This window comes from Streptomyces sp. CA-278952, assembly GCF_028747205.1.
Taxonomy (GTDB): domain Bacteria; phylum Actinomycetota; class Actinomycetes; order Streptomycetales; family Streptomycetaceae; genus Streptomyces.
Map to the genome: position 1 here is coordinate 5,997,923 of NZ_CP112880.1, position 24,430 is coordinate 6,022,352.

The window sequence follows — 24,430 nt, forward strand, 5'->3', positions numbered from 1 at the left end:
ACCGGCTGTGCGCCGGTCCGGGCCCTCCCATCGTGCTGAAGTACGTCTGCCGAGTGGCTCTCAGGCCGCCCTGGACCCCTCGTCGGCGGGCCGACGGTGGCGACCGTGCGGCTGCGCCGACGTGTTCTCCGCCGACGCACCCCCTCGGTGCTTCCCGGAACCCCCGGTCCCGGCCCCCTCGTCCGCCCCCGTCGGGCGCTGCTGGTTCGTGTCGATCCGTGCTTCGGACATGTGGGAAGTCACCCCGTTGTGATCGCTTACCTGTGTCGCGCCTACGTGTGTCGCAAGCCCCGCCGCCGCCATCCGACGTGGTCACCGTCGGTACCCGCCCGATACGGCCGCGTAGCCCAGGAGCCCGATCTTAATCAGATCGAGCGGCTCGGTGCAGAGGCGCCTGCCCCAACGGAACGGGCTTACACACAGCAGGAGCGGGGACGGCGGCGGACGGTTGCGTTCCGCCCTCCGCGTCACCCGGACGGCCGGTCTCGGAGAAGGGTTCCACGTCCCTGGGCGCGTTCAGCATCGCCACGCCGCAGGACGTCGCCCCGTTCGCGTAAGGGAGACGCAGCACCCCGTCCCGGCTCCAGTACCCGGCCCCCGGCGCCCAGCCCAGCGGGGCGGCGAACTGGTGCAGCCGGCGTCCCGCCGGACGCCAGACCCCCAGCCAGCTGCCCGCGGCCCCGTCGATCCGCAGCGCCACCGCGCAGCTCTCCGGCATCAGCATCTGGCCCGGCTGCACCGCGAACGGCGTCACCGCCGCGTCCGCGAGGCGCAGGCACTCCGGGAACCTGACCGGCAGACAGCTCCCCAGCACCCCCCAGCCGAGCCGGTCGTGTCCCGGGGCGTCCGAGCGGATCAGCAGCAGCCCGCTGTCGGCGTCCGCGAGCAGCAGCCGGTCGTCGCTGCCCGGCGCGATCTGGAGCAGCGGCGTCACCTCGGCCCCCCGCCCGAGGTCGACGGCGACCGCCTTGACCGGTCCGCCGCCCGGCGCCCGCCGGTCCAGCGCCAGCAGCCGGCCCACCCGGTCCAGCCAGGCCCCGCCCGAACAGCGCCCGGGAATCCGCGCGACCTCCTCGGGCCCGAACGCTCCGCCCGCCACCAGCCAGAGCGACGAGTGGTGGTCGCCGGCCGACAGGGCGTAGACGCACCGCCCGTCCGGCGACGGCGGCAACAGGGTCATCTCCGCGGACTCGACCGCCCCCAGCAGGAGTTCGCCGGTCCCGGGTCCCGTCGGGTAGAGCAGGGAGAACTGCTGCCGGTCCGCCACCTGCCGCCGGATCAGCACCCGTCCGTCGGCGAGCGGCGCCACCTCGGCGTCCGGCTCCTCGGGCTGATCGAGGGGGAGGGGCACCGCGTACGGCTCCGGCCCGTCCAGCGTCCACCGCTCCGGATACCAGGCGCGCTCGCCCGGCGGGCCGGGAGCCGCGGTGAGACGGGCGGCGTAGGCCCCGTCCGCGGTGAGCGTGAAGCCGCCGGGAAGCGGCGCGTCGCCGGTCGGCATCGCCTTGCCGCCCGCGGCGGACAACGCTTCCGAACCGGCCTCGTCGGCGCGGAATCCGGGCAGGCCGGGAGCGTCCGCCGCGGCGGACCTCACGGGGCCGCCGGGCCCCTCCGGTCCCGGTTCCGCTCCGTACTTCTTCAGGCCCGATCCCGCTCCGGACTCTTTCGGGTCGGGTTCCGTTCCGGGTTCCGCTTCGGGTTCCGCCGTCGCGGCGGCCCCGGCGGATCCGCCCTCGATGGCACAGGCAGTCATGGACTCGTCACCTCCGGCTACGAAAACTAGTTTTCGCACTTCCAGCCGAACAACACCAGCCACCTCACTTCACACATAAGGGTGGTGATGCCCGGATTCTCCTGAGGTGGCGGGGGTGAGTGTGCTGGTGAAGATGGCCGCGTCTATGGTTAGGCGGCCCTAACCAACCAAGAACCCGTGCCCACGCACGTACGCGGACCATCTGGAGCAAGCGATGTCCCTTCGACCCCGCGGTACCGCCGCAGTCGCCCTGGCTGTGGCGGCCGCCCTCTCCCTGTCGGCCTGCGGGGGCGGTGACGGCGGGGACGCGGCGAAGACCGACGCGGGCGGCGGCAAGAAGGCCGCCGTCGCCACCGGTGGCAAGGACTTCGCGGACGCGGCGAAGAAGACCGCGGCGTACGGCACCGACGCCGAGGCCGGCGAGTTCCCCCGTACGGTCACCCACGCGATGGGAAAGACCGAGATCAAGACCGCGCCCCGGCGCGTGGTCGTGCTGGACGTCGGCGAGTTCGACAACGTCGTGTCCCTGGGCCTGAAGCCGGTCGGCTACGCCCCCAGCGAGGGCGACGCGGCCATCCCCTCCTACCTGGAGAAGGGCGCGGGCGAGCCGAAGAGCGTCGGCACGATCAACAGCCTCAACCTCGAAGCCATCGCGGGCCTCCGGCCCGACCTGATCCTCGGCAGCCAGCTCCGCGCCGCGGACAAGTACGACGAGCTGTCGAAGATCGCCCCCACGGTGTTCTCCATCCGCCCGGGCTTCACCTGGAAGGAGAACTACCTCCTCAACGCCCAGGCCCTGGACCGCACGGAGCAGGCCGAGTCGGCGCTCGCCGCGTACGAGGAGAAGGCGAAGAAGCTCGGCGAGGACATCGGCCCCGACAAGCCGACCGTCTCGATGGTCCGCTACCTGCCCGACCGTCTCCGCCTCTACGCCAAGGCCTCGTTCATCGGCACGATCCTCGAAGACGTCGGTCTGCCGCGTCCGAAGAACCAGCAGATCAACGACCTCGCCGCCGAGATCAGCCCGGAGAGGATCGACGAGGCGGACGCCGACTGGATCTTCACCGGCGTCTACGGCGACCCGAAGGCCACCCAGCGCGACACCGCCCGCTCCAACCCGCTGTGGAAGAACCTGAAGGCCGTCAAGGAGGGCCGGGCCAAGGACGTCTCCGACGAGACCTGGTACCTGGGCCTCGGCGTCACCTCGGCCGGCCTGGTCCTCGACGACCTCCGCGCGGACCTGGTGAAGTAGCCGGCCCCGAGCCGACGCGGTACGCGCCTCGAGCCGACGCGGCACGTGCCCGCGCCGACCCGGTGAAGTAACGATTCGTGTCCGGCCGCCGGTCCTGGCGTACAGGTCCGGCGGCCAGGGGCGACGGACCACCCCGGACAGGTAGCCTTTCCCCCGTGCCCCGTCTGTCTGAAGTCATCGCCGCCCTCGACGCCCTCTGGCCCCCCGAGCGGGCCGAGGGATGGGACGCGGTCGGGACGGTCTGCGGCGACCCGGACGCGGAGATCGACCGGGTGCTGTTCGCCGTCGACCCGGTTCGCGAGATCGCCGACGAGGCCCTGGAGCTCGGCGCCCAGCTGATCGTCACCCACCACCCGCTCTATCTGCGCGGGACGACGACGGTCGCCGCCGACACCTTCAAGGGCCGGGTCGTCCACACCCTCATCAAGCACGGCATCGCGCTCCACGTCGCGCACACCAACGCCGACACCGCCGACCCCGGCGTCTCCGACGCCCTGGCCGGCGCTCTGGACCTGCGGATCACCGGGCCCCTCGTCCCCGACCCCACCGATCCGGAGGGCCGGCGCGGACTGGGCCGGATCTGCGAACTGGATCACCCCGAGACCCTGGCCGCCTTCGCCGCCCGGGCCGCAGCCCGGCTCCCCGCCACCGCGCAGGGCATCCGGCTGGCCGGCGACCCGGAGGCGCGCGTGCGCACCGTCGCCGTCAGCGGAGGCTCCGGCGACAGCCTCTTCGACGCCGTGCGCGCCGCGGGCGTCGACGCCTTCCTCACCGCCGACCTGCGCCACCACCCGGCCTCCGAGGCCGTGCAGCACTCGCCGCTCGGCCTCGTCGACGCCGCGCACTGGGCCACCGAGTGGCCCTGGTGCGAGCAGGCGGCCGCCCAGCTCGACGCGCTTTCCGACCGCCACGGATGGGACCTGCGGGTCCATGTCTCGAAGCAGGTCACCGACCCCTGGACCACCCACCATTCCTCTGGAGCCCCCAACTGAACGCCGCGCCCGCCGACCAGATCCGACTTCTCGACGTCCAGGCCCTCGACCTCCGTCTCGCCCAGCTCTCCCACAAGCGCACCTCGCTGCCGGAGCACGCCGAGATCGAGCAGCTCAGCAGCGACCTCGCCCAGCTGCGTGACCTCCTGGTCGCCTCCACCACCGAGGAGAGCGACACCACCCGCGAGCAGACCAAGGCCGAGCAGGACGTCGACCAGGTGCGCCAGCGTGCCGTCCGCGACCAGCAGCGCCTGGACTCCGGCGCGGTCTCCTCGCCCAGGGACCTGGAGAGCCTCCAGCGCGAGATCGTCTCGCTCGCCAAGCGCCAGGGAGACCTGGAGGACGTCGTCCTGGAGATCATGGAGCGCCGTGAGGGCGCCCAGGAGCGGGTCGCCGAGCTGACCGAGCGGGTCTCCGCCGTGCAGGCCAAGGTCGACGACGCCACCGCCCGCCGCGACGCCGCGACCGCCGAGCTGGACGCCGAGGCCGCAACGGTGACCAAGGACCGCCAGGTCGTCGCCGAGGTCATCCCCGCCGACCTGCTGAAGCTGTACGACAAGCTCCGCGCCCAGCAGGGCGGGGTCGGCGCCGCCCGGCTCTACCAGCGCCGCTGCGAGGGCTGCCGTCTCGAGCTGAACATGGCCGAGGTCGGCGACGTGCGCGCCGCGTCCCCCGACACCGTTCTGCGCTGCGAGAACTGCCACCGGATCCTGGTCCGCACCTCGGAGTCGGGCCTGTAATGAGCGCCGCCCGCCAGGTGGTGGTCGAGGCCGACGGCGGCTCCCGGGGCAACCCGGGGCCCGCCGGTTACGGCGCGGTCGTCATCGACCCGGCCACCGGCGAACCCCTCGCCGAGACCGCCGAGTACATCGGCGTCGCGACGAACAACGTCGCCGAGTACCGGGGCCTGATCGCCGGTCTGACGGCCGCGAAGGGGCTGTTCCCGGACGCGGGGGACGCGCTGCGGGTCCACGTCCGGATGGACTCCAAGCTGGTCGTGGAGCAGATGTCGGGGCGCTGGAAGATCAAGCACCCCGACATGAAGCCGCTGGCGGCCCGCGCCGCCGCGGTCCTGCCGCCGTCCTCGGTGACGTACGAGTGGATCCCGCGCGCGCAGAACAAGCACGCGGACCGGCTCGCCAACGAAGCGATGGACGCGGGCCGCGACGGCAGGCAGTGGGAGGCGTCCGCCTCGACGGCCGCCCTCGACGCCCCGGCGCGCGGCACCGTGAGCACCCCGCCGCCCGCCCAGGGCCCGCCCGGCGACCAGGTCGCGGGCGCGGCCAGGGCCCGTGCGGCCCTCGCGGCCGCGCGCGGCGCGGCCGCCCCGGCGGCCGACACCCTCTTCCCGGTGCCGGAGCCCGGAGTACCGGACACCACGGTCCCCGCCGTGCCGGCCGAAGCGCCGGCCCCCGGTCAGCCGGCCGGAACGGCACCGGAGGCGGCCGGAGCCTCGCAGCAGCAGCAGCAGCAGAAGAAGAAGCCGGCCGCCGCGGTGGCACCGCAGACCGGCTGGGGACCGGCCGCCGACCTGGGCGCGCCCGCCACGCTCGTCCTGCTCCGGCACGGCGAGACCGCCCTCACGCCCGAGAAGCGGTTCTCCGGCAGCGGTGGCACCGACCCCGAGCTCTCCGCCACCGGCCGTGACCAGGCCGCCCGGGCCGCCGAGCACTTCGCCGCCCTGGGCACCGTCCAGGAGATCGTCAGCTCCCCGCTGCGCCGCTGCCGCGAGACCGCCGCGGCCGTCGCCGACCGCCTCGGCCTCGACGTCCGGATCGACGAGGGCCTCCGCGAGACGGACTTCGGCGCGTGGGAGGGCCTGACCTTCGGGGAGGTACGGGAGCGGTACGGGGACGACCTCACCGCCTGGCTCGCCTCCCCGGACACCGCCCCGACCGGCGGCGGCGAGAGCTTCGCGGAGGTCGCCGGGCGCGTCGCGGCCGCCCGGGACCGGATCGTCGCCCGGTACGCGGGCCGCACGGTCCTGCTCGTCACCCATGTGACCCCCATCAAGACGCTCGTCCGGCTCGCCCTGGGAGCCCCGCCCGAGGCGCTGTTCAGGATGGAGTTGTCGGCGGCCTCGATCTCCACGGTCGCCTACTACGGGGACGGCAACGCCTCCGTACGCCTGCTCAACGACACGTCCCACCTGCGCTGACAGCGGGCCGCGCATGGACTGGCCGACGGGGCTGCTCGGGTTCGCCGCCGGACTGCTGATCTCCGTGGCCACCGCGCCGGTCGGCGTCTCCGGCGCGGTGTTCCTGCTGCCGGTCCAGATCAGCGTGCTCGGGGTGCCCAGCCCCGCGGTCACCCCAACCAACCTGCTCTACAACGTGGTGGCGGGCCCCGGGGCCCTGCTGCGGCACCACAGGGCCGGCACCCTGCGGGGGCCGCTGACCCGGCTGCTCGTCCTGGGCACCGTTCCCGGCGTGGTCGTCGGCGCGGTGATCCGGGTGGTCGCCGTGCCGGGCCCGTCGGTGTTCCGGCTGCTCATCGCCGTCCTGCTGCTGCCGCTGGGCGGCTGGCTCTGCCTGCGGACCCTGCGCCGCGCCTCCCGCACGGCCCCCGACCGGGAGCCCTCGGCCCGCGCCGTCACCCGGCTGGCCATGGCGGTCGGCGTGGCCGGAGGGATCTACGGGATCGGCGGCGGATCGCTCCTCGGCCCGATCCTCGTGGGGCGCGGCATGCCGGTGGCGAAGGTCGCCCCGGCCGCGCTCGCCGCCACCTTCGTGACCTCGGCCGTCGGCGCGGGGACGTACGCGCTGCTGTCCCTGACCACCACCGGCGACATCGCGCCGTACTGGTCCCTCGGCCTGGCCTGCGGACTCGGCGGACTGTGCGGGGGGTACCTCGGCGCCCGCCTCCAGCCCCGCCTCCCGGAGACGGCCCTGCGGCTGCTGCTGGGGATGCTGGCCCTCGGCGTCGGCGGGCTCTACGCCGTGCAGTTCCTGCGCTGAGGGGTCTCACGCCGTGCAGCTTCTGCGCTGAGAGGTGTCACGCCGTGCAGCTCCCGCCCCGAGGGACTTCCTCAGCTCTGCGGTATCACGCGCCGAGCGTCGCCGCCTCGGCCGCCAGGCGGGCCACCCGGTCCCAGTCCTTCGCCGCTACCGCGTCGCCCGGCACCATCCAGCTGCCGCCCACGCAGCCGACGTTGGGCAGCGCGAGGTACGACGGCGCGGAGGCGAGCGAGATGCCGCCGGTCGGGCAGAACCGGGCCTGGGGGAGCGGCCCGGACAGGGCCTTGAGGTAGGCCGTGCCGCCCGCCGCCTCGGCCGGGAAGAACTTCATCTCCCGCACCCCGCGCTCCAGTAGGGCCACTACCTCGGAGGTGGTCGAGACGCCGGGCAGGAACGGCACCCCGGACGCCTTCATCGCCTCCAGCAGCGCGTCCGTCCACCCCGGGCTGACCAGGAATCGGGCCCCGGCGTCGACGGTGTCCCGTACATGCTCCGGCGAGATCACCGTGCCCGCCCCGACCACCGCGCCCGGCACCTCGGCGGCCATGGCCCGGATCGACTCCAGCGCGGCGGGCGTCCGCAGCGTCACCTCGATCGCCGGGAGCCCGCCCGCCACCAGCGCCCGCGCCAACGGCACCGCGTCGGCCACGTCGTGCAGGACGACGACGGGCACGACGGGTGCGAGATCCAGCACGGAGGCGTCGGACGGGGCGGAGGGCGCGGCAGAGGAGGTCATGGGGCCATCCTGCCGCGCCCAAGGCAATATCTGCAACGAGCGTTGCGCAGAGCGCAACGAGATGAGGCGGGTGTCGCGGTTCGGCGGCATCCCGGAGAGTGCCGGCGTTGAACCGTGCGCAATGGGCCTCCCTGTGCCGGTCAGTGGATGTCTCAGTGGATGTCCGTCACCACCACGTCCAGCGACCACGGCCGCCCGGCCCGTGCGGGGGCCTCGGCCTCCACCACGTACCCGAGGTCCCGCAACACCTCCGCCAACTGAGCCGGGCCCTTCGGCCGCGCACCCGCCACCAGCAGATCGCGCACCAGCCGGCCCTTGGTCGCCTTGTTGAAGTGGCTCACGACGGACCGCTTCTCCACCCCGTCCGCCAGCTGCGAGTGCAGCACCCGCACGCTCGCCGTACGCGACGCCACCTCACCCACCGGCTTCCACGCCGCCGCGTACGCCGAGGACCGCAGGTCCAGGACGAGCCCGTTCCCGGCGGCCTCGGGCAGCACGGTCTCCATCGGGGTACGCCAGTACGCCCCGAGCGCGCCGAGACCGGGCAGCTTGACCCCCATCGAGCAGCGGTACGGCGGAATCCGGTCGCCGATCCGGACCGCGCCCCACAGTCCCGAGAAGACCAGCAGCGACTTCGCCGCCCGCCGCCGCGCGTCCGCCTCCAGCGAGGCCAGATCGAGGGCGTCGTACAGCACGCCGGTGTACAGCTCCCCGGCCGGGCGGGTCCCGGCGGTGCGCAGCTCGGTGTTCTTGCCGACCTCGCCCCGCAGCCCCACGCTCAGCCCCAGCACCTCACGGGCCTTCTCCTCGTCCGCCTGGCACAGCTCGACCAGCTCGTCCAGCGCCGCCGCACGGGCCGGGGCGAGCCCCGGCAGCGACAGCGACTCCGGCTTCAGCGAAGCCCCGCGCCCCGAGGCGGCCTTTCCTTCGGAGGGCGGCAACAGCACGAGCACGGCGGTTCTCCTTCGTACGTACGGCGCAAGCGCGGACCCGGTCGGCGTGCGGGCTCTCCGGGTCCTCGGCAAGGGTACGGGGACGGGGCGGCGGTCCTCGTACGGCGACGGCCGCGCCCTTTGACCCCGCCGTGCACGCGGCGGTCGCCGATCTCTACACGCACTGCACCGCACCGCTGCGCCGCCTCGTCGACCGGTACGCCTCCGAACGCTGCCTCGCGGCTCCCGTCGGGGGAGCGGCTGCGGGTCCGGCTCACCCAGGCGGGTCCGGATTCGAGGACGGTGCTGTTCGCTCCGGCGTGAGCGGGCAGGACACTGCCCGGTCCTTCGTGTCCTTCGTGTCCTTTGCGCCCTTCGTGAGCGCCGCCACCGCCGCCCGTGGGTCGTCGGCGTGGAAGCGGAGCGTCCGGGCGCTCCCGCGCCGGCCGAGCGGCCGCACGAACGCCACCGGCTCCGTCAGCTCCACCGTCACCGTCGTCTGGCTCCCCACCGCCAGATCGAGCGTCCCGTCCGCGTCCACCCGGACCAGACTCCCGTCCGGGAAGCGCCGCTCCACCCGGGCGGAGGCGATCACGGCGGCGGGCGCCCGCAGGTCGAACAGGGCGCCGTAGCGCAGCCGCAGCGCACCGTCGGCCTCCACGAGATGCGGCCGGGTCACGCAGGCCGCCTGAAGGGCGACGATGATGACGATCCCGTACACGTCCACCACGAGCAGGATCGCGTGGACGAGCGGCCAGGGGATCACCAGGGCCAGCACCACGGTCTCCACGACGGAGACGAAGACGAACGTCCACATGATCCCGGTCTGCGGTCCGGTGTACGAGAACGGTTGGGCCCCCGCCGGAATCCGGTGGCGGCGGCGCAGGACCCACAGCCCGAGACTGTGCAACGCCCGGAGTTCGTGCACCACCAGCCGCCGCACGGCCACCGGCACCACGGCCCGCACCGCGGACAGTCCGGCCTCCCGCCGGGTGTCCCCGGCCCGCCGCCGCGCCGTGTACAGCGGCCACATCACGTACGCCTCCAGCGCGAGGACACCCACCACCAGCACCTCGGCCACCAGCAGAACGGCACCCGGTATCCGGACTCCGGCCACCGGACAGACAGCCAGCGCGACCTCCCCGGGCAGCACCGCCCACATCGCGACCCGCGCCACCCGCATACCCACCGCCCGTCCGGTACTCACGTGTTCCTCCCCCGCACCCGCTCGGCCAGCGCCTCCATCACCCGGCGCACCACCGCGCGCTGGGCGGGTGGGTAGTCGTCGAGCAGCACCCGCCCCATCCCCGTCGTCGACGGTTCGCCGTCGGGGATCACCGCCAGGACCTCGTCCGGTACGGCGGCGACCAGCTCGGCCGCCAGCGGCGCGATGCGCGGGTCGTCCACCCCGGCCCCGGCCAGCTCGTCGAGCCGCTCGTACAGCGCGAGAACGCCCGGGTCCTCGGCCAGCGGACGCAGCGCGGCGTACAGCTCGGCCCCCGCGCCGTCGCCCGCCGCGTCCAGCAACGACAGATGCTCGCGGTCCTTCGCCGCGGCCGGGGACGTGGTGGCGGGCGCGTGCTCCAACAGCGCGGCGAGGGCGGGGGAGAGCGGCCCGTCCGAGGTGAGCGGCGCCTCCAGGAGCGCGGCCAGCACCTGCCGCCGCTCGTGGATCTCCCGCTCCTGCCGCGCCAGATCGGCGTCCAGCTCCCCGAGCACCTCGGCCAGCTCCCGCCCCGCGTCGTCGGCGAGGACGTCCCGCACCTCGTCCAGGGAGAGCCCGATCTCCGTCAGCCGCCTGATCCTGGCCAGCAGCACGGCATCGCGGACGGTGTACGCCCGGTAGCCGTTGGCCTGCCGGGCAGGCTCGGGCAGGAGGCCGATGTGGTGGTAGTGCCGGACGGCCCGGGAAGTGACTCCCACGAGCGCGGCGATCTCTCCGATACGCATGCGGCCAGTAGAAACGTTGACGCCGCGACAAGGTCAAGCACCGTTTTCCTTCCCGCGCTTCCGTCCACGCCGTGTCGGCCTGTGCCACGATCGGGGGAAGAACTCCGATCTCATGGACGGCTGGTCCCCCCGATGCCCCAGTCTGGCGAGCGACCGAGGAAGGAGCGTGACATGACTGCCATGGCGCACGAGCCGCTCACGCAGGCAGAAGTCCTTCTGGAGGGCTTCCTGGCCCTGGACACGCCGGAAGGCTTCCGGGCGGAACTGATCGAGGGGGAGATTGTCGTGACGCCGCCGCCGGACGGGGACCACGAGGACTACATCGGCCTGATCGTCGACCAAGTGGCAAGGCGCGCCCGAACGCGCATGCAGTTCTCCGGAAACAAGGGCCTGAAACTTCGCAGCGGTGGTGGCTGCCCCAAGAACCACGCCATCCCCGACGGCACCTTCGCCCCTCTGGAGCTCCGCCTCTTCCGCGGCGCCGAATCCTGGATGGCCCCCGAGGGTGTCGCTCTGGTGGTCGAAGTGACCTCCACCAAGCCGCGGGCCGACCGCGAGGCCAAGCGCCGCTGCTATGCGCGCAGCGGCATCCCGCTCTACCTGCTCATCGACCGGGACGACAGTTCAGTGACGCTGTTCAGCGATCCGGAGAACGACGACTACCGCCAGCTCCTCACGATCCCGTACGGGAAACCGCTGCCGCTGCCCGAGCCCTTCGCCTTCGATCTGGAGACCGGGGACTTCGGCTGAGGGACCACCGCCAGGACTGCCGGTCCCCAGGGCCCGGTAGGATGGCGATCACGGCAGACGAGCCGGGCGGACGGCCGCGTGAGGATCCTTCGGGGTTCTCCCGAGGAACGTCCGGGCTCCACAGGGCAGGGTGGTGGCTAACGGCCACCCGGGGTGACCCGCGGGACAGTGCCACAGAAAACAGACCGCCCGGGACCTCGGTCCCGGGTAAGGGTGAAACGGTGGTGTAAGAGACCACCAGCGCCTGAGGTGACTCAGGCGGCTAGGTAAACCCCACCCGGAGCAAGGTCAAGAGGGGGCGCCCCAGAGATGGGGTGGCTCTGCGTGAACGTTCGAGGGCTGCTCGCCCGAGTTCACGGGTAGACCGCACGAGGCCGGCAGCAATGCCGGCCCTAGATGGATGGCCGTCTCCCCGGCCGCCGCGAGGCGACCGGGCGACAGAACCCGGCGTACAGCCCGACTCGTCTGCCGTCTCACCCGTCCCCGGCCGCCGCGCGCCCCAGCACGTTCACGTCGGCGGCGCGTTGTTCCGCCGCGCGTTATTCCACCTGCGCGGAAGGCTGTCGGCGTGGTCTGATCACCGCTGACCGGGCGCCGGCCGGAACCGGCGGGCGCCGAGCCGACGGAAGCGGGGAGACAGGGCGATGAGCGTCACGGAAAACACCGGAGCCGGGCGGCCGGGCCATCAGGGCGTACGGCTGCGCCCGGCCACGCCGGACGACGCGGAGGCCGTCACCCGGGTCTTCCTGGCCTCCCGGGCCGCCGCCATGCCGTATCTGCCCCGGGTCCACAGCGACGAGGACACCCTCGCGTGGATCACCCATGTCGTGCTGCCCACCAGCACCGCGGTGTGGGTGGCCGAGGAGACGGCGGAGGGCGGGGAACTGCTCGGGTTCGCCGTGCTCGCCGGGGACGACGAGCTCGATCATCTCTATCTGCGGCCCGACGCGCTGCGGCGGGGGATCGGGAGCCGGCTGCTGGCGGAGGTGCGCGGCGCGGCGGAGGGGGCCCTGAAGCTGTACGTGTTCCAGCGCAACGCCGCCGCCCGCGCCTTCTACGAGCGGCACGGGTTCACCGCCGTCGCATTCGACGACGGTGCCCGCAACGAGGAGAACGAGCCGGACGTGCTCTACCGCTGGGCCTCCGAGGACGGCTGGGCCTCCGAGGACGGCTGAGCCCCTGAGGCCCGCCGGGACCGCGGCGGCGGGTCAGATGACCGGCGGCCGGCCCAGCCGGGTCATCTGCCACACCGTGGACCAGCGCATCGGGCGCCGCTCGCCGCACGGGGTCCGGACGCCCTCGGCGAAGCCGCCCGCCCAGGCGCGCAGGCCCTTCGGGTCGCGGGTGCGGGCGAGGGTGAGCAGGGTCCAGGTGCCGAGGTAGGCGGGGACCAGGGGGAGGGGCAGGTTGCGGCGGGCCAGCCAGACGCGGTTGCGGGCCGTCATCCGGTAGTAGACCGCGTGCCGGGCCGGGGACGTCTTGGGGTGCTGGAGCAGCAGTTCGGGCTCGTACAACACCTTCCAGCCCGCGTCGAGCGCGCGCCAGGCGAGGTCGGTCTCCTCGTGGGTGAAGAAGAACTCGGCGGGCCACGGCCCGGTCTGTTCCAGCATCTTCATGGAGAACGCGTGGCCGCCGCCGAGGAAGGCCGTGACCGGGCCGCCGCGCATGGGGTCGCCCGCCCGGAGCCGGGGTACGTGGCGCCGCTGGGTCTCGCCGTGCTCGTCGGCGATCCGGAAGCCGACGATGCCGAGCCGGTCGTCGGCCGCGAAGAGGTCCCGCACCCGGCGGAAGACGTCCTTCTCGACCAGCAGCCCGTCGTCGTCCAGCTCGATCACCACGTCCACGTCGCCGATCTCGGCGAGCCTGCGCAGACCGGCGTTCCGGCCGCCCGGGCAGCCGAGGTTCTCCGGCAGCTCGATGGTGGTCACCCCGCCGTCGAGGTCCTCCAGGCCGGGGAACGCGGTGAAGTCCGGGAGCGCCGTCCCGTTGCCGATGATCACGAGCCGGGTCGGCCGGACGTCCTGCATGGCGACCGACGCCAGCAGCGCCTCGACCGCCTGCGGGCGGTCCCCCATGGTCACGATGGATACGCCGATGCGTGGTGCGGACAAGTTCGGTACTCCTGGGCTCGACTGCCGTGCGGCTGCTGGTCGGCCGCGGTGCCCGCGATCGTAACGCCTCGGTGTTCAGGGTGCGGTTACCGCCCGGCCATCCACGGGCCCGTCGGTGTTCAGCAGGGCGTACACGGTCATGTCCCGCCGCCGGTCGCCCACCTGCTGCCAGCCGCGCAGCAGCCCCTCCCGCCGGAAACCGACGTCCTCGGCGATCCGGGCGGAGGCGGTGTTCCACGGCTCGATGAAGAGCTGGAGGCGCTGGACGCCGAGGTCGCGCACGGCCCACCCCGTCACCGTACGCAGAGCGGCGCGGGCGACGCCCTGGCCGCGGGCGGGGCTGGTGAGCCAGTAGCCGAGCGAGGCGCGGCCCTCGGGCAGGTCGCGGAGCCAGAGCCCGATCGCGCCGACCGGGCGCCGGTCACGGGAGCGGACGATGGCGAACGGGTATCCGGCGCCGGTGGCCGCGCGCTCCCACTGCCTGCGGACGAACGCCTCGGCGGCCGCGTCCGAGTAGCGGGACGGGATCGTGGTGATGAGCGGGATGTACGGGTCGAGCGAGGCCTCCCGGACCAGCGGGAGGTCGCTCATCTCCCAGGGGCGCAGGACGAAGTCCGGTCCCGCGGACATGCTCGGAACGGTCAACGGCTCGGGCTCGGGCATGTCCGTATCCTCCCGCTGTCGATCCCGTTCCGCCCCCGGGGGAGGAACCCCGCAGGCCGGGGCCGGTTCCCGGGGACGGAACGGGACGGTTCCTGAGGGCGGTCCCGCTCCGCTCACCCCTCCGCCGCTGCCTTCCGGTTCCTCTCGGTCAGGAAGTACCCGGCGAGCAGGGCGCCGGCCAGGACCAGTGCGGAGTTCACGAGGATGGCGGTGGAGACGCCGGACAGGACGGCGTCCGGCCCCGTCGCGGCCCCCGTCCGGGCGGTGACGATCGCGCTCATCACCGGGATGCCGAGGGTGATGCCGACCTGCTGGGTCATCGTCGCCAGTCCGGTGGCCCGCCCCTGCTCCTCGTCGGGCAGGCCGGAGGTGGCCGTGACCATGAAGCCGACGATCATCAGCATGTTGCCCACACCGCCGACAAAGGTGGCGGCCAGCAGCAGCCAGATCCAGGAGCCGGACGTGCCGAGCGCGACGAGGGAGAGCGTGGCGACGGCCTGGACGACCCCGCCCAGCACGATGGCGCGCCGGTTGCCGAACCGGCCCACCGCCCGTCCGCCGAGCATCCCGCCGACGACCGTGCCGACGCCCAGCACGCCGAACGCGAGGCCGGTGGCCAGCGCGGAGTAGCCGAGGACCTCCTGGAGGTACAGGGTGAGCAGGAACACCAGCGAGGTCTCGGTGACGAAGGCGATCAGCCCGGCGGCGTTGCCCCAGACGACGCTCCGCCGCTTCAGGATGTGCATCGGGACGAGCGGTGCGGTGGCGCGCTGCTCGATGCGGACGAACGCGATCAGGAGGGCGACGCCGGCGACCAGGGAGGCCAGCGTGGTGGGGGTGGTCCAGCCGGTCTCGCCGGCCTGGGTGAGCCCGAGGACGAGCAGCAGCAGCCCGCCGGTGACGGTGACCGCGCCGGGCACGTCCAGCCGGGGCCGTCGCTCCGGCCGGGAGTCGGTGATCACGGACGGGGCCAGGATCACGACCAGGGCAGCGACCGGTACGTTGATGAAGAAGGCCCAGCGCCAGGAGAGCAGGTCCGTCAGGAGGCCGCCGAGGATCGCTCCGGCGGTGAATCCGGCAGACATCAGGGCGCCGTTGAGCCCCAGCGCCCGTTCGCGCAGCGGCCCCTCCTTGAACGCGGTGGTCAGCAGCGCGAGCCCGGCGGGGGTGACGGCCGCGGTGGCCAGGCCCTGGAGCACGCGGGCGGCGAGGAGGACCTCGGGCGAGGTGGCGAGGCCGCCGAGCGCGGAGGAGAGCCCGAGGACGACCATGCCGCCGATGAACAGGTTCTTGCGGCCGACGAGGTCGGCGACGCGTCCGAAGAGCAGGGTGAATCCGGCGGCGGCGAGCGCGAAGGACGTGGCGATCCACTGGAGGTGGGCGAGGGAGAATCCGAGCCCCTCCCCGACGACGGGCAGCGCCACGTTCAGGATCGAGAAGTCCACCGCGATCATGAACTGGGAGCCGAGCAGCAGGGCCAGTACGAGCTTCTGGCGTCTCGTCATGCGTGGGCCGGCGGCGCGGGGGGCGGTCGTCGGCCCAGTGGGTGCGGGCGAGGGTGCGGGTGCGGTACGGGACATGGCAGGGCGCCTTCCTGTGCGGCGGATTTCTTAACGGTTCTATGGTTCCGTTAAGGTGCGAGTCACCGTAGCAGGGGGAGCGCTATTAATGGAACTGGAGACCCGTTATGACTTCTGAAGGCGTTGAAGGCGTTGCAGGTGTTGCAGGCGTTGAAGGCGTTGAAAGCTCCGGAGGCTCCGCGAGTCCCGGAGGCTCTGGCGGTGTCGACGCCGACGGTGGGGAGCCGGGCACCGTGCGTCCCGGCGGCCGCACCGCCCGGGTGCGGGAGGCGGTGCTGCGCGCCGCCGGGGACGCGCTGGTCGAGCACGGCTTCGACGGGCTCGACCTGGCCGACGTCGCCCGGCGGGCCGGGGTCGGCAAGACGACCGTCTACCGGCGCTGGTCCGCGCCCGCCGGTCTGGTGGCCGATCTGCTCTCGGACATGGCGGAGCAGTCGCTGCCGCGCGCGGACACCGGGTCACTGGCCGAGGACCTCCGGGTCAACGCCCGCCTCGTGGTCCGGGCGCTGACCGATTCCCGGCAGGGCGCTCTCTTCGCGGCCGTCATCGCCGCCGCCACCTGCGATCCGCGGACCGCCGAGGCCCTGCACCGCTTCTACGCGGTCCGGATCGGGGAGTGGTCCGGCTGTGTCGAGGTGGCGGTCGATCGCGGCGAACTGCCCGCCGGCACGGACCCGGGCGAGGTGATCGCCGCGGTGTCGGCGCCCCTGTACTACCGGCTGCTGGCCAGTGGCGCCCCGCTGGACGAGGCGGCCGCCGACCGGGCCGCCGCCGCCGCGGTCGCCGCCGCGCGCGAAGGGGTCTTCGTACGGGAAGGGGGCTTCGTGCGATGAGGGGGATTCGTGCGACGAGGGGCGTGGGAAGCCCTGGGCGGCGACCGGCTTCGTGGTGCCCGACGGCACGTCGTTAAAGTGCTGGAATGATATTCGGTAAGGCCGGGTTCGGGGGAGTCGTCGCCGACTTCGAGGCGGCGGTGACCGCCGAGGACGCCAAGCGCTCCGGTAAGGCGTTCGTCCGGCTGCAGGAGACCTTCGGGCAGGCCAGGGAGTCGGAGCTGCTGGACGGCGGGCCGCGGCTCGCCGCCGTGCTGGAGCAGGTGCCGCCCGGCCCCCGTGCCGTCGTCGCCATGCTCGTGGGGGCCTGCGTCGAGCGCGGCGCGGACGCCGAGCGCTGCGCGCCGGGAGTGCTGGCCGGGCTGCGATGGGCGCTGGAGCAGGCTCTGGTGTTCTGCGAAGCGTGGACCGGGACCGGGGGCGGCGCGTTCCCCGTTCCGGACGGTGGCGAGCCGGGCCCGGAGCCGGTGGAGCGGGCCGGCGCCGACGCGGCCGCCGGCTGGTGGACCCTTCCCCAGTGGGAGATGGCCGCCGTCGCGCTGCTGAACCACCCCGGTGTGCGGCGGGCGGCAGGCTTCCGGGGCGAGGCGCTGCGGCTGCTCGGTGCGGTGGAACGGGTCTCCGGCACGGAGTTCAAGTCCCTCGCCCACGCGCTCCTGGTGCTGGACGACGAACCGCTCGTCGCCCTCCACCGGTCGAGCGGCACCGGCTACCTCCTGCGGCTCTCCGGCATCGGGGACAACTTCCAGCTGCACACCCTGCTCGCCGACGCGCTCATAGGCGGCGGCCATGTGGAGGGTCACGCGCCCTCGGCGCAGGAGGCGGCCGTCTGCCGGGAGACCCCCGGCCAGGTGGACACGGTGGGCTCCTTCGACCTCGTGGCCCCGGACGGCGAACTCATCTGGAACGAGGGCGCCCCCGCCGACATCCCCGTCGTCGACGGCGTCCGGCTGCTGGTCCTGGACGAGCCGTCCTATCGGCGGACCTGGCCCGCGGGCCGCTTCTTCCCCGGCATGCGCGGCGACGCCCTGCTGGAGCGCGCGCTGGACCCGGAGGAGACGGAGCGCTGGTACGCCCACGTCTTGCCCGCCAAGGAGGCCACCGGCTGAACCGCCGCCTGAAGGAGGCCACCGGCTGAACCGCCGCCTGTTCGCCGTGTCCGGGAAGGCGGGTCAGCCGATCCGGGAGCCGCCGGTTCGCCGTCCCCGGAAGGGCGGGTCAGCCGATCCGGGTGCCCGTTCCGCTGACCCGGACCCTGGCGTCTCCCGCGCGCAGTTCGACGGTGAGGGTGCCGGGCCGGCCCATGTCCGCCCCCTGGTGCAGGGTCAGCACGGCCGCGTCCGGTACGAGCCCCAGCTCCCGTGCGTACGCGCCGAAGGCCGCCGCCGCCGCGCCCGTCGCCGGATCCTCGACGACCCCGCCCACCGGGAACGGGTCCCGGACGTGGAAGGTCGTGGGCCCCTCGCGCCACACCAGTTGCAGCGTGGTCAGGTCGAGCCGGTGCATCAGCGCTTCGAGGCGCGTGAAGTCGTAGTCCAGGTCGGCCAGCCGTTCCCGGGTGGCGGCGGCCAGCACCAGGTGCCGCGCCCCCGCGTAGGCGATCCGGGGCGGCACGGCCGGGTCGAGGTCGGCGGCCGCCCAGCCCAGGGCCGCCAGCGCCTCCGTCAGGTCGGCCGCCGCGGCCTCCTCGACGCGTGGGGCCACGCTGGTGAGAGTGGCGCGGAGTTCGCCGCCCTCCCGTACGACGGTCACCGGCACCGGACCCGCGGCTGTGGCGAACTCCAGCTCGCCCGGCCCGTCCCGTTCGGCCAGGGCGAGCGCCGTGGCGACCGTGGCGTGACCGCAGAAGGGCACCTCGGCCTTCGGGCTGAAGTAGCGGATCGTGTACGCGCCTTCGCCGGTCCGCTCCGTCAGGAACGCCGACTCGCTGTAGCCCAGCTCCGCCGCGACGGCGAGCATCGCCTCCTCGTCCATCCCGGAGGCGTCCAGGACGACGCCGGCGGGATTCCCGCCGGCGGGGTCGGCGGAGAAGGCGGTGTAGCGCAGGACGTCGGGCGCACGATCAGGTGTCATGCAGAGGTGCAACCGCACCGCCGCTCCCGGCATTCCCCGCCCGGAGCGGCGGCGCAGCGGTGCAGCGGTATGGCGGTATGGCGTGCGGGAGGGCCGGTCGCGACCCCCCGTTCCGCGACCGGCCCTCCCGGGGCGTGTCAGTGGCAGTTCTTGACGCCCTTGTTCGCCTTGGTGGACTTCTTCCAGGAGCAGGAGTCCTGGAGCTTCCCGTTCGGCTTGATCAGCCGCGCCTTGTCACCGGTGTTGTTCCAGACGTACGAGCCCCGGTTCCAGTGCACGGTGCCCGAGACGTTCTTGCCCTTGCCGGTGCGGAGCTTGACCGTCTTGCCCGCACCGATCGTGTAGCTGCCGAAGGTGTAGGTGTAGCCGGTGTTGTCCTTCACCTTGTAGCCCTTGAGCTGGACCTTCTTCTTGCCGTTGTTGTGGATGTTCACCCACTCGGCGTTCAGCGACTTCGTGGTCCGGTTGTCCTTGCCGGGGCCGTCGTACTGCACGGTCCCGAAGTGCAGCCCGCCCTGGTGGGCGGCGGCCGAGGCCGGTCCCGCCGTGGCGAGGAGCGAGCCGGCCAGTGCGGTGGCGGCGGCCAGGGCGATCGGCGCAGCGGTACGTATGCGCATTCGGTGTTCCTTCTGTGTTGTTCTGGTGAAGGCGTAACGAGATGCGATCATACGGACAGCACGCGCTTGCTCGGTCCAGTGCGGAGAAGTCCGCAAATTAAGCCACTTAATGGCTAGTTCGAGCAGACCTGACCACCTGTGGTCTCAACCGCGCCCGATGTACGGCATGTTCGTGGCCATGACCGTGGCGAACTGGACGTTCGCCTCCAGCGGCAGCTCCGCCATGTGCACCACCGTCCGCGCCACGTCGGACGCCGCCATCACCGGCTCCGCCGCCAGCGCGCCGTTGGCCTGGAGGATCCCGGTCGACATCCGCTCGGTCATCTCCGTCGCCGCGTTGCCGATGTCGATCTGCCCGCAGGCGATCCGGTAGGCCCGGCCGTCCAGCGACAGCGACTTCGTCAGCCCCGTCATCGCGTGCTTGGTCGCGGTGTACGCGATCGAGTGCGGGCGCGGCGCGTGGGCGGAGACCGAGCCGTTGTTGATGATCCGGCCGCCCTGCGGGTCCTGCTCCCTCATCAGCCGGTACGCCGCCTGCGCGCACAGGAACGCGCCCGTCAGGTTCACCTCGACGACCGCCCGCCAGTCCTCGACGGCCAGGTCCTCCAGCGGTACGCCGCCGGGGCCGAACGTGCCCGCGTTGTTGAACAGGAGGTCCAGCCGGCCGAACCGCTCCCGCACGGCGGTGAAGAGCGCGCCGACCTCGTCGGCGTCGGTCACGTCCGTGGTGACGCACAGCGCCTCGGTGTCCCCGGCGGCGGCCGCGGTCTCCGCCAGCGGCTCGGCCCGCCGGCCGGCGAGCGCGAGCGACCAGCCCGCGCTCGCGAGGGCGAGCGCGACGGCCCGCCCGATCCCTGATCCCGCACCCGTGACGACGGCGACTTTCCGGCCGGTCTGCTCAGTGTTCATGGCCCGGCAGCGTACGGGACGGCTCGGTGCCCGGGGCACGCGGTGCTCATCGACCCGCCATGCGGATGTTGTGCACGCGACAACGGTGCGTCGTCGCGTGCGGCTGCCATGAATCCCGACAGCATCCGGGCTGAGGAGGGGCATATGACAGCCGCACAGACCATCATGACGCCCGATCAGAGCACACGGACGAACGAACTCCGCGCCGCCGCACGGCTGCTCGAACCGGGCGTGGGACGCAGACGCTTCCTGACCGTCACCGGCGCCGCCGCCGCGCTCGCCTTCGCCGTGAACCTGCCCGCCGCCGGCACGGCGAGCGCCGCCGAACTCGACGCCCGCCGGATCGCCGAGGACCCGTTCACCCTCGGCGTCGCCTCCGGCGACCCGCAGCCCGCGTCCGTCCTCATCTGGACCCGGCTCGCGCCCCGCCCCTACGAGCCGGGCGGCGGACTGCCGCGCGGCCGGGTCGAGGTGCGCTGGGAGGTGGCCCGCGACGAGCGCTTCCGCCGTGTCGAGCGGCGCGGCTCGGCCACCGCCCACCCCGAGTTCGCCCACAGCGTCCGCGCCGAGGTCCAGGGCCTCGACTCCGGACGGGTCTACTACTACCGCTTCCGCACCGGCAGCTGGACCAGCCCGGTCGGCCGCACCCGCACCGCCCCGGCCCCCGGAGCCCGCAACAGCTCCCTGGCCCTGGCCGCCGTCTCCTGCCAGGCGTACCACGACGGCTACTTCACCGCCTACCGCCACCTCGCCGCCGAGGACGTCGACGTCGTCTTCCACCTCGGCGACTACCTCTACGAGTACGCCGTCACCGCCACCGGCGGAGCCCGCGACTACACCGACCGCAGACTCCCCGCGCACTACAACCGCGAGACGGTCACCCTGGAGGACTACCGGCTGCGCTACGCCCTCTACAAGTCCGACCCGGACCTGCGCGCCGCCCACGCCGCCCACCCCTTCGTCGTCACCTGGGACGACCACGAGACCGAGAACAACTACGCGGGCGGCACCCCCGAGAACGACGTCCCGCCCGAGGAGTTCCTGCTGCGCCGGGCCGCCGCGTACCGCGCGTACTGGGAGAACCAGCCGCTGCGCACCCCGCAGCGCCCCACCGGACCCGACATGCGGCTCTACCGCCGCCTGAAGTTCGGGCGGCTCGCCCAGTTCGACATCCTCGACACCCGCCAGTACCGCAGCGACCAGGCGTACGGCGACGGCTGGCGCACCCCGGGACCCGAGTCGGAGGACCCCGCGCGCACCATGACCGGGGCCGCCCAGGAACGCTGGCTGACCGACGGCTGGCGGGCCTCGAACGCCACCTGGAACGTCGTCCCGCAGCAGGTCACCTTCGCCCAGCGGCGCGATGTGCCCACCGACGCCTTCAAGCTCTCCATGGACTCCTGGGACGGCTACCCCGCATCCCGGCAGCGGGTGCTGGCCGGGGCCGAGGCCGCCGGGGTGGAGAACCTCATGGTCCTCACCGGCGACGTCCACGTCTCCTACGCCTTCGACCTGAAGAAGGACTTCGACGACCCCGCCTCGCGGACCGTCGGCACGGAGATCGTCACCACGTCCATCAGCAGCGGCAAGAACGGCGCGGACCGGCCCGCCAACTGGGAGAACCAGACCCGCGCCAACCCGCACCTCAAGCACTACAACGGGCGGCGCGGCTACGCGCTCGTCACCCTCGGAACGAAGGAGGCCCGCGCCGACTTCCGTACGGTGGCGGCGGTCACGACCCCCGGCGCGCCCCTCACCACAGCGGCCTCCTTCGTCACCGAGGCCGGGAACCCGGGGCTCACCCCCGCGTAACGGCCGCACGCCCGCAGAGCCGGGCTCAGCGGTCCGCCGGGTAGCGGACGCCGATACGGTCCCGTACCGCGTCGAGCGTCCGCATCACCGCCAGCGAACCCTCCAGCGGGACGAGCGGGGACTCGGTCTCGCCCGCCCGCACCGCCCGCGCCACCTCGACTGCCTCGTACTGCATGCCCGAGAGCCCCTGGGGCCCCGGACCCGAGGTGATCGTCTCCGGCTCCGCGCCCGCCCGCCGCAGGACGAAGTGGTCCGGGTGGAAGAAGTCGCGCGGGAGGTCGATCCGCCCGGCCGTGCCGATGACGGTGGCCGCCGTCGGATGGTGGCCGACGATCGAGCAGGACAGCAGCGCGGTCGCACCGGAGTCCCAGCCGAGCAGCATCCCCGTGTTCAGGTCGACGCCCTCCGGGGACAGCAGCGCGTCGGCCCGGACCCGGTCCGGCTCGCCCAGCAGCAGGTGGGCGAAGGAGACCGGATAGACGCCGAGGTCCAGCAGCGCCCCGCCGCCCAGCTCCGGATCGCGCAGCCGGTGCCCGGGAGCGACGTCGCCCGCGAAGCCGAAATCCGCCTGTACGGTACGGATCTCGCCGATCGCCCCGTCCCGGACCAGCTCGGTGAGGCGGCGGACCACCGGGTTGAGATAGGTCCACATGGCCTCCATGAGGAAGAGGCCGCGGTCCCGGGCCAACGCCACCAGCTCCTTCGCCTCCCGGCTGTTGAGCGTGAACGCCTTCTCGCACAGCACGTGCTTCCCGGCCCGCAGCGCCAGCCCGGCCGCCGCGTGGTGCGCCGAGTGCGGGGTGGCCACGTACACCACGTCCACCTCGTCGTCGGCGACCAGCTCCGCCCAGCTGCCGTAGGCCCGCCCGATCCCGTGCCGCTCGGCGAACTCCCGCGCCGAGGCCTCCGTGCGCGAGGCCACCGCCACCACCTCGGCGTCGGGGAGCCCCTGTACGTCCGCCGTGAACCTCGCGGCTATGCCGCCCGTCGCCAGAACACCCCAACGCACCGTCCCACCCATGCCCGCCACCCCAGCCCGCCCGAAAAAGGTATCGACCACTCCGGTCGAGCTGAGAGCATAGATGCGTATTCAACGATGTGGAGAAGAGAATGCCGGACAGCGGCGGCAGCCGGGCCCAGCGAGCACACATACCCACCACCGGGGCCGGGGCCGACGACCGGCAGATCCCGCACGGCGACGCGGGGGCTCTCTCCGTCGACCCCGCCGCCCCGCAGGTCACCGCCCCGGCCGGCCTTCCCGGCCCGGCGGCGAAGACCGCCCGGCGCACCGGCCTCCTGGTCACCATGGTCCTCGGCGGACTCACCGCGCTGCCGCCGCTGTCCATGGACATGTACCTCCCCGCGCTCCCCGCCGTCACCGACTCCCTCAGCGCCCCCGCCGCCACCATCCAGCTCACCCTGACCGCGTGCCTGGCCGGAATGGCGCTCGGCCAGCTCGTCGTCGGCCCCATGAGCGACCGCTGGGGCCGCCGGAAACCGCTGCTCCTCGGCATGGTCGTCTACGTCCTCGCCACCGCGATCTGCGCCCTGGCCCCCACCGCCGAACTCCTCATCGGCTTCCGCCTCCTCCAGGGGCTGGCGGGCGCGGCCGGCATCGTCATCGCCCGGGCCGTGGTGCGCGACCTCTACGACGGCGTGGAGATGGCCCGGTTCTTCTCCACCCTGATGCTGATTTCCGGCGTCGCCCCGGTCATCGCCCCCGTGATCGGCGGGCAGGTCCTGCGGATCACCGACTGGCGGGGCATCTTCGTCGTGCTGACCGCCGTCGGCATCGTGCTCACCCTGGTCGTCTGGAAATGGCTGCACGAGACGCTGCCGCCCGCCGACCGCCACACCGGCGGGGTCGCCGACGCCCTGCGCACCATGCGCGGGCTCCTCGCCGACCGGGTCTTCACCGGCTACATGGTCGCGGGCGGGCTCGCCTTCGCCGTCCTGTTCGCGTACATCGCCGCCTCCCCGTTCGTCGTGCAGGAGATCTACGGGGCCTCGCCCCAGACCTTCAGCCTGCTCTTCGGGATCAACTCGATCGGCCTGATCGCCGTCGGACAGATCAACGGCAAGCTGCTCGTCGGCCGGGTCAGCCTCGACAAGGTGCTCGGCTTCGGCCTCGCGGTGATCGTGCTGGCCGCCGTCGCGCTGCTGCTCATGACGGCCGGCGTCTTCGGCGAGGTCGGCCTCGTACCGGTCGCGGCCGGGCTCTTCGTGCTGATGTCGGCGATGGGTCTCGCGATGCCGAACACCAACGCCCAGGCGCTGATGCGCACCAAGCACGCGGCGGGCTCCGCCTCCGCGCTGCTCGGCACGTCCTCGTTCCTCATCGGCGCGGTCGCCTCCCCGCTGGTCGGCATCGCCGGCGAGGACACGGCCGTCCCGATGGCCGTGGTCCAGGTGGTGTGCGCGGTGGCGGCGGTGGCGTGCTTCCTGCTCCTGTGCCGCCCCTGGCAGCGAGCGGGCCGCGAGGCCGGCGGCCTCTGAGCCACCGCACCCCG

At 73.2% G+C, this 24,430-nt stretch carries 23 protein-coding genes and 1 other RNA gene; 12 read left to right on the forward strand and 12 right to left on the reverse strand.

The genetic code is table 11. The features are described 5' to 3' along the window. Positions 1 to 361: 361 nt before the first annotated feature. Positions 362 to 1,753: a hypothetical protein gene (locus N7925_RS26685; RefSeq protein ID WP_274345394.1), complete on the reverse strand. Its 1,392-nt coding sequence runs from the start codon at positions 1,751 to 1,753 to the stop codon at positions 362 to 364. Between the two features lie 214 nt (positions 1,754 to 1,967). Here N7925_RS26685 and N7925_RS26690 point away from each other — a divergent pair, with 214 nt between their 5' ends. The 5 genes from N7925_RS26690 to N7925_RS26710 all read left to right on the forward strand — a co-directional run bounded on the left by N7925_RS26690 (position 1,968) and on the right by N7925_RS26710 (position 6,954). Next, positions 1,968 to 3,005 carry an ABC transporter substrate-binding protein gene (locus N7925_RS26690; RefSeq protein WP_265601955.1) on the forward strand — a complete coding sequence of 346 codons (1,038 nt, stop codon included), beginning with the start codon at positions 1,968 to 1,970 and terminating at the stop codon, positions 3,003 to 3,005. A 155-nt stretch (positions 3,006 to 3,160) separates the two neighbouring features. After that, positions 3,161 to 3,997: a Nif3-like dinuclear metal center hexameric protein gene (locus N7925_RS26695; protein WP_265601956.1), complete on the forward strand. Its 837-nt coding sequence runs from the start codon at positions 3,161 to 3,163 to the stop codon at positions 3,995 to 3,997. Next, the gene (locus N7925_RS26700) at positions 3,994 to 4,737 is read left to right on the forward strand and encodes a zinc ribbon domain-containing protein (RefSeq protein WP_265604018.1); all 744 of its coding nucleotides are present in this window, start codon (positions 3,994 to 3,996) and stop codon (positions 4,735 to 4,737) included. Before N7925_RS26695 ends, N7925_RS26700 begins: the two co-directional genes overlap by 4 nt. Beyond that, positions 4,737 to 6,155, forward strand: coding sequence for a bifunctional RNase H/acid phosphatase (locus tag N7925_RS26705; protein WP_274345395.1), 1,419 nt, complete (start codon positions 4,737 to 4,739; stop codon positions 6,153 to 6,155). The genes N7925_RS26700 and N7925_RS26705 overlap by 1 nt, the downstream gene beginning before the upstream one ends. A gap of 13 nt (positions 6,156 to 6,168) precedes the next feature. Beyond that, entirely contained in the window at positions 6,169 to 6,954 is a 786-nt protein-coding gene (locus tag N7925_RS26710) for a sulfite exporter TauE/SafE family protein (protein WP_274345396.1), read from the forward strand. 85 nt (positions 6,955 to 7,039) lie between these two features. On the opposite strand, the gene eda is transcribed toward N7925_RS26710, so the two are convergent. From eda to N7925_RS26730, 4 genes are all read right to left on the reverse strand, one after another. Next, positions 7,040 to 7,690, reverse strand: coding sequence for a bifunctional 4-hydroxy-2-oxoglutarate aldolase/2-dehydro-3-deoxy-phosphogluconate aldolase (eda, locus tag N7925_RS26715; RefSeq protein WP_265601959.1), 651 nt, complete (start codon positions 7,688 to 7,690; stop codon positions 7,040 to 7,042). Between the two features lie 152 nt (positions 7,691 to 7,842). Further along, positions 7,843 to 8,643 carry a peroxide stress protein YaaA gene (yaaA, locus tag N7925_RS26720; protein ID WP_274345397.1) on the reverse strand — a complete coding sequence of 267 codons (801 nt, stop codon included), beginning with the start codon at positions 8,641 to 8,643 and terminating at the stop codon, positions 7,843 to 7,845. Positions 8,644 to 8,896: 253 nt separating this feature from the next. Next, a complete protein-coding gene (locus N7925_RS26725; protein WP_274346564.1) occupies positions 8,897 to 9,805 on the reverse strand; it encodes a hypothetical protein in 909 nt (302 codons plus the stop codon). 20 nt (positions 9,806 to 9,825) lie between these two features. Further along, complete coding sequence (locus N7925_RS26730; RefSeq protein WP_265601961.1) at positions 9,826 to 10,572, reverse strand: MerR family transcriptional regulator; 747 nt, start codon at positions 10,570 to 10,572, stop codon at positions 9,826 to 9,828. Between the two features lie 180 nt (positions 10,573 to 10,752). On the opposite strand from N7925_RS26730, the gene N7925_RS26735 reads away from it, so the two are divergent. The 3 genes from N7925_RS26735 (at position 10,753) to N7925_RS26745 (ending at position 12,497) form a co-directional block, all read left to right on the forward strand. Further along, positions 10,753 to 11,322: a Uma2 family endonuclease gene (locus tag N7925_RS26735; protein WP_265604020.1), complete on the forward strand. Its 570-nt coding sequence runs from the start codon at positions 10,753 to 10,755 to the stop codon at positions 11,320 to 11,322. A gap of 58 nt (positions 11,323 to 11,380) precedes the next feature. Then, positions 11,381 to 11,790, forward strand: an RNA gene (rnpB, locus tag N7925_RS26740) — RNase P RNA component class A. Between the two features lie 176 nt (positions 11,791 to 11,966). Beyond that, positions 11,967 to 12,497, forward strand: a complete 531-nt coding sequence (locus N7925_RS26745; protein WP_274345398.1) for a GNAT family N-acetyltransferase — start codon at positions 11,967 to 11,969, stop codon at positions 12,495 to 12,497. A 33-nt stretch (positions 12,498 to 12,530) separates the two neighbouring features. On the opposite strand, the gene N7925_RS26750 is transcribed toward N7925_RS26745, so the two are convergent. The 3 genes from N7925_RS26750 to N7925_RS26760 form a co-directional block, all read right to left on the reverse strand. After that, positions 12,531 to 13,433, reverse strand: coding sequence for a glycosyltransferase family 2 protein (locus tag N7925_RS26750; protein ID WP_018958206.1), 903 nt, complete (start codon positions 13,431 to 13,433; stop codon positions 12,531 to 12,533). Positions 13,434 to 13,508: 75 nt separating this feature from the next. Continuing rightward, positions 13,509 to 14,096, reverse strand: coding sequence for a GNAT family N-acetyltransferase (locus N7925_RS26755; RefSeq protein ID WP_274345399.1), 588 nt, complete (start codon positions 14,094 to 14,096; stop codon positions 13,509 to 13,511). A gap of 113 nt (positions 14,097 to 14,209) precedes the next feature. Continuing rightward, on the reverse strand, positions 14,210 to 15,601 hold the full coding sequence (locus tag N7925_RS26760; RefSeq protein ID WP_322784803.1) for an MFS transporter: 1,392 nt from the start codon (positions 15,599 to 15,601) through the stop codon (positions 14,210 to 14,212). A gap of 308 nt (positions 15,602 to 15,909) precedes the next feature. On the opposite strand from N7925_RS26760, the gene N7925_RS26765 reads away from it, so the two are divergent. Then, positions 15,910 to 16,509, forward strand: a complete 600-nt coding sequence (locus N7925_RS26765) for a TetR/AcrR family transcriptional regulator (protein WP_274345400.1) — start codon at positions 15,910 to 15,912, stop codon at positions 16,507 to 16,509. Between the two features lie 86 nt (positions 16,510 to 16,595). Beyond that, positions 16,596 to 17,618 carry a hypothetical protein gene (locus N7925_RS26770; protein ID WP_274345401.1) on the forward strand — a complete coding sequence of 341 codons (1,023 nt, stop codon included), beginning with the start codon at positions 16,596 to 16,598 and terminating at the stop codon, positions 17,616 to 17,618. 109 nt (positions 17,619 to 17,727) lie between these two features. On the opposite strand, the gene N7925_RS26775 is transcribed toward N7925_RS26770, so the two are convergent. The 3 genes from N7925_RS26775 to N7925_RS26785 all read right to left on the reverse strand — a co-directional run bounded on the left by N7925_RS26775 (position 17,728) and on the right by N7925_RS26785 (position 20,108). Further along, on the reverse strand, positions 17,728 to 18,582 hold the full coding sequence (locus tag N7925_RS26775) for a PhzF family phenazine biosynthesis protein (RefSeq protein ID WP_265601966.1): 855 nt from the start codon (positions 18,580 to 18,582) through the stop codon (positions 17,728 to 17,730). Between the two features lie 137 nt (positions 18,583 to 18,719). Continuing rightward, positions 18,720 to 19,199 (reverse strand): lamin tail domain-containing protein, encoded by a 480-nt coding sequence (locus N7925_RS26780; RefSeq protein ID WP_265601967.1) that lies wholly within the window; start codon positions 19,197 to 19,199, stop codon positions 18,720 to 18,722. A 144-nt stretch (positions 19,200 to 19,343) separates the two neighbouring features. Next, positions 19,344 to 20,108: an SDR family oxidoreductase gene (locus tag N7925_RS26785; RefSeq protein ID WP_274345402.1), complete on the reverse strand. Its 765-nt coding sequence runs from the start codon at positions 20,106 to 20,108 to the stop codon at positions 19,344 to 19,346. 144 nt (positions 20,109 to 20,252) lie between these two features. On the opposite strand from N7925_RS26785, the gene N7925_RS26790 reads away from it, so the two are divergent. Then, a complete protein-coding gene (locus tag N7925_RS26790) occupies positions 20,253 to 21,920 on the forward strand; it encodes an alkaline phosphatase D family protein (protein WP_274345403.1) in 1,668 nt (555 codons plus the stop codon). A 25-nt stretch (positions 21,921 to 21,945) separates the two neighbouring features. Here the strand turns inward: N7925_RS26790 and N7925_RS26795 are convergent, their stop codons facing one another. Continuing rightward, positions 21,946 to 22,941 carry a Gfo/Idh/MocA family protein gene (locus N7925_RS26795; protein ID WP_265601970.1) on the reverse strand — a complete coding sequence of 332 codons (996 nt, stop codon included), beginning with the start codon at positions 22,939 to 22,941 and terminating at the stop codon, positions 21,946 to 21,948. 89 nt (positions 22,942 to 23,030) lie between these two features. Here N7925_RS26795 and N7925_RS26800 point away from each other — a divergent pair, with 89 nt between their 5' ends. Further along, the gene (locus N7925_RS26800) at positions 23,031 to 24,416 is read left to right on the forward strand and encodes a multidrug effflux MFS transporter (protein ID WP_265601971.1); all 1,386 of its coding nucleotides are present in this window, start codon (positions 23,031 to 23,033) and stop codon (positions 24,414 to 24,416) included. Positions 24,417 to 24,430: the final 14 nt, after the last annotated feature.